Source organism: Desulfobacterales bacterium, assembly GCA_021647905.1.
Classification (GTDB): Bacteria; Desulfobacterota; Desulfobulbia; order Desulfobulbales; family BM004; genus JAKITW01.
In genome coordinates this window covers 1-4,688 of sequence record JAKITW010000114.1, presented here as the reverse complement: position 1 = coordinate 4,688, position 4,688 = coordinate 1, and the positions used below count along the sequence as shown (strand labels likewise).

The following is a 4,688-nucleotide window of genomic DNA, read 5'->3' as shown; positions in this document are numbered from 1 at the left end:
CCATTTTGGCCTGCTCGAATAGCACCAGTATGCTTCGCAGTCCCAAATGAACGAATCTAAGCCACTGGTAAACGCTTACGGGCATAAGATTACCGTAAATCCGTACCCCCGGTGAACGGTTACCGTTGGATAATGGGTTGAAACGAAGAGATGGAAAAGATGAAAAAAATACTGGTTACCGGCGCGGCCGGTTTTATAGGGTTTCATCTCTCTAAGCGGCTGCTCGACCATGGGATCGAGGTGGTGGGCCTGGATAATCTCAACGACTACTATGATCCGGCCCTGAAACAGGCCCGGCTCGACCGGCTTACCCCCAGTCCGGCCTTTGTTCATGTTAATATCGACCTGGCCGACCGTGGGGCCATGGCCGGCCTGTTTAAAGACCATCGGTTCGACGCGGTGATGAACCTGGCGGCCCAGGCCGGGGTCCGTTATTCCCTGGAAAATCCCCACTCCTACGTGGACACCAATCTGGTCGGCTTTGTCAATATTCTCGAGGGGTGCCGCCATTCCGGGGTAAGCCATCTGGTCTATGCCTCGTCCAGCTCGGTGTACGGGGCCAATACCAGGATGCCCTTTTCGGTGCACCACAACGTGGACCATCCCCTGTCCCTCTATGCTGCTTCAAAAAAGGCCAACGAGCTGATGGCCCATACCTACAGCCACCTCTACGGCCTGCCCACCACCGGACTCAGGTTCTTCACGGTCTACGGTCCCTGGGGCCGGCCGGACATGGCCCTGTTCCTTTTTACCAAGGCCATCCTCGGGGACCGGCCCATCGATGTGTTCAATCACGGCAGGATGGTGCGGGATTTTACCTATGTTGACGACATTGTCGAGGGGGTGTTCCGGGTCATCATGCGGGTGCCCGAGGCTGACCCCGGCTGGCGGAGTAACGACCCTGACCCGGCAACCGGGGCCTGTCCGTTCCGGATATACAATATCGGCAACAACCAGCAGGTTGAGCTGATGCGCTATATCGAGGTGCTGGAGGAATGTCTGGGCAAAAAGGCCGACAAGAACATGCTGCCCATGCAAATGGGGGATGTGCCCGCCACCTACGCCGATGTGGACGACCTGGTCCGCGACGTGGGCTTCAAGCCGGACACCCCGGTTGAAGAGGGGATCCGTAAATTCGTTGACTGGTATCGGCAGTATTACCGGGTCTGAGGACAGAAGACAGAGGACGGAAGACGGAAGACGGAAGACGGAAGAATTAGTGCTGGGCAATGAGCAATGAGCGATGAGTTGAAACCAGAAATCACCTCATTCGCCGAGGCTCCAGCGGGCAAGCGGTTTGCGGTCTACGGTGAAAAAATATAGGGGCTGTGAGCGTGGTCCGAATATAATATTCCCTGCACCCTGCACCCTGCACCCTGCACCCTGCACCCTGCACCCTGCACCCTGCACCCTGCACCCTGCACCCTGCACCCTCTACTATCCTTTTCTGTCCACCGTCATCCGTCTTTAACCAACTCCATGGCCGCGTTGATCATCGCCGGGGCGTCAAGGTGGGCCTGTTTGCGCAGCACCTCCTGGGGCCCGTGTTCGATGAACCGGTCCGGGAAGCCCAGCATCCGTACCCTGACCCGGGTCAGCCCGTGCCGGGCCAGGGCCTCAAGTACCGCGCTGCCGAATCCGCCCTGGCGGCAGCCGTCTTCCACGGTCACCAGCCGGCCGGTCTTTTCAGCCCACTCACAGATCAACTTTTCGTCCAGCGGTTTGATGAACCTGGGGTTGATCACCGCTGCCTCGATGCCGATCTTGGCCAGCCCCTGGGCCGCGGTCATTGCCGGTACGACCCGGTTGCCCACCGGCAGCAGCAGCACGTCCTTTCCTTGCCTGAGCAGTTCACCCCTGCCCAGCTCCAGCTCGGTGAGTTCGGCGTCAAGATCAACGCCCTCGCCCTTGCCGCGGGGATAGCGGATCGCCACCGGACCGGGATGAAGGATCGCGCTGTTGAGCATGTGCTGGAGTTCGTTTTCGTTGGCCGGCGCCATCAGCACCAGGTTGGGGATGGCCCGGAGCATGGCGATGTCGAACATCCCGTGATGGGTGGGACCGTCGTCACCCACCACCCCGCTCCGGTCCAGGGCAAAGGTGACCGGCAGATCGGGCAGACAGACATCATGAATAACCTGGTCCAGGGCGCGTTGGAAAAAGGTGGCGTAGATGGCCACCACCGGCCGCATGCCCTCGGTGGCCAGGCCGGCGGCAAAGGTGACCGCATGCTGCTCGGCAATGCCCACATCAAAGAAGCGGTCGGGAAACCGTTCGGCAAAACGGGTCAGGCCGGTACCGGCCGGCATTGCCGCGGTGATCGCCACCACCTTGGGGTTCTTTTCGGCGAGATGGACCATGGTATCGCCGAAACAGCGGGTATAGGAAACCGGCCCTGGTTTTCCGGGCAGCGGGATGCCGGTGTTGATATCAAAGGGACCCACGCCGTGATAGGCGCCTGGATTCTTTTCAGCCGGGCCGTAGCCCTTGCCCTTGGTGGTGAGCACATGGATTAGTACCGGCCCGCGGCTGAACTCCCTGGCATTGCGCAGGGTCTCAATCAGGCTGTCGACCCGGTGACCCGGAATCGGGCCCACATATTCGAATTTCAGGGCCTCAAAGAGCATCCCCGGGGTAAAGAACCCCTTAAAGCTCTCCTCGGACCGTTTCAGGACCTGGAGGATGTTCTCGCCCACATTGGACAGGGATTTGAGCAGGTTCTTCAACTCCTCCTTGGCCCGGGCCACGGTCTTGCCGGTCATCTTCCGGCTCAGGAAGCTGGACAGGGCGCCGACATTGGGTGAGATCGACATCTCGTTGTCGTTTAAGATGACGATCAGGTCCTTGTTGAGATGCCCGGCCTGGTTCAAGGCCTCAAAGGCCATGCCGCCGGTCATTGAGCCGTCGCCGATCACCGCGATTACCCGGTTGTGGTCGCCCTTGAGATGCTTGCCCAGGGTGATGCCCAGGCCGGCGGAGATCGAGGTGCTGCTGTGACCGGTGTCAAAGGTGTCGTAGGGGCTTTCGTTCCGTTTGGGAAAACCGCTGATCCCCCGGTACTGGCGCAGGGTTGCAAAACTGTCGCGCCGGCCGGTGAGCAGTTTGTGGGCATAGCATTGATGGCCTACATCCCAGATGAGCTTGTCCGCCGGGGTGTTGAACACGTAATGAATGGCCAGGGTCAACTCAACCACTCCCAGACTGGGGGCCAGGTGGCCGCCGGTGCGGGAAACGGTGTCGATGATCATCCGGCGGATTTCCCCGGCCAGTTCCGGCAGGATCTTTACCGGCAGCTTGCGCAGGTCGTCCGGTGAGTTGATGGTGTCAAGCAACGGAGTAAATTTCTTCATGGTTGTGGTGGTAAGGTGTTTATCGCTTTCGTTCCACTATGTATCGGGCCAGATGGCGGAGCGGCTCGGCCCGGTGATCAAGGGTGTCTATTGCGGCCAGCGCAGTGGTCACGGTTTCTTCGGCCATCCTTCTGGTCGCCGCCACCCCGAAAAAGGCCGGATAAGTGGCCTTGCGTCGTTCGGCATCCGAGCCGGCCGCCTTGCCCAGTTGTTCGGTGGTGCCCTCCACATTAAGCAGATCGTCAACGATTTGAAAGGCCAAACCGATTTTTTCTCCGTAAAGGGTGAGTCCGGCAAAACGGCCGGGATCGGCATTGGCCAGCATTGCCCCGGTCTGTACCGAGGCGGTGATCAGGGCCCCGGTCTTGCGACGGTGGATCGAGCGCAGGGTGGTAAAGGGGACCTGTTTCCCCTCACAGTCCAGGTCCATGGCCTGGCCGCCCACCATCCCCAGGGGGCCGGCCGCCTTGCTGATCAGCTGGATGACCCGCAGCCGTTGTTGGGAGGGGATGTTGTTGTCGGCAGGGCGGCTCAGCAGTTCAAAGGCAAAGGTGAGCAATCCGTCTCCGGCCAGGATTGCGGCAGCCTCGCCAAAGACCTTATGGCTGGTGGGCCGGCCTCGTCTGAGATCGTCGTTGTCCATGGCCGGCAGGTCATCGTGGATCAGGGAATAGGTGTGGATGCATTCCAGGGCGCAGGCCGCGGCCAGCAGGGTCTCGCCGGCCGGCTGATTTTCTTCCTGCACCGCTTCGGCCGCGGCAAGACAGAGGATCGGCCGGAGGCGTTTGCCCCCGGCAAACAGGCTGTAGCCCATGGCCTTGATGTGGTCGGCCGGTTCCCCTTCCTCGGGAAGCATCAAGCGGGCCAACGCCTGGTCCACCTGGGCGCGTTTGACCGCAAGATAGTTTTTGATCTCAAGGGGGGCGTTCATTTGCCGTCTGCCTTGGCAAACGGTTCGGCCCCAGGGGCGTCATCCTTGCCCATGAGAATATCGACGCGTTTGCGGGCCTCATCCAGTTTGCGGTTGCAGAATTCCGCTAATTTCATTCCATTGTCGAATTTGTCCAGGGATTCTTCCAGGGAGAGATCGCCCTCCTCCAGCTCAGTGGTGATCTGTTCCAGTTCCCGGAGGGCGTCTTCGAATTTTTTTTTCTGCATGGTTCGTTTCATGGCTGGGCCAAAGGGTCGAATTGAACAGGGGTCCCCGAAAAAACGTAAACATTCAGTAAACCCCCTCCTGTCGGGAAAGGGGTTTTCTTCTACCAACGGCCGCTCCATTGAGAAGGGCCGGCTGTTCATAAACAGGCTATCAAGCAGGAACTCGCTTCGCCGCGGCGG

At 59.9% G+C, this 4,688-nt stretch carries 4 protein-coding genes; 1 reads left to right on the top strand and 3 read right to left on the bottom strand.

Annotated elements, in window-relative coordinates; all coding sequences use genetic code 11:
• Window positions 1-150: 150 nt before the first annotated feature.
• Complete coding sequence (locus L3J03_12195) at window positions 151-1,170, top strand: NAD-dependent epimerase (GenBank protein MCF6291741.1); 1,020 nt, start codon at window positions 151-153, stop codon at window positions 1,168-1,170.
• A 287-nt stretch (window positions 1,171-1,457) separates the two neighbouring features.
• On the opposite strand, the gene dxs is transcribed toward L3J03_12195, so the two are convergent.
• From dxs to xseB, 3 genes are all read right to left on the bottom strand, one after another.
• Complete coding sequence (gene dxs, locus L3J03_12190; GenBank protein MCF6291740.1) at window positions 1,458-3,350, bottom strand: 1-deoxy-D-xylulose-5-phosphate synthase; 1,893 nt, start codon at window positions 3,348-3,350, stop codon at window positions 1,458-1,460.
• A 19-nt stretch (window positions 3,351-3,369) separates the two neighbouring features.
• Window positions 3,370-4,281: a polyprenyl synthetase family protein gene (locus tag L3J03_12185; protein ID MCF6291739.1), complete on the bottom strand. Its 912-nt coding sequence runs from the start codon at window positions 4,279-4,281 to the stop codon at window positions 3,370-3,372.
• Window positions 4,278-4,688 (bottom strand): exodeoxyribonuclease VII small subunit (xseB, locus tag L3J03_12180; GenBank protein MCF6291738.1); only part of this gene is annotated, 411 nt, incomplete at its 5' end. The genes xseB and L3J03_12185, both read right to left, overlap by 4 nt.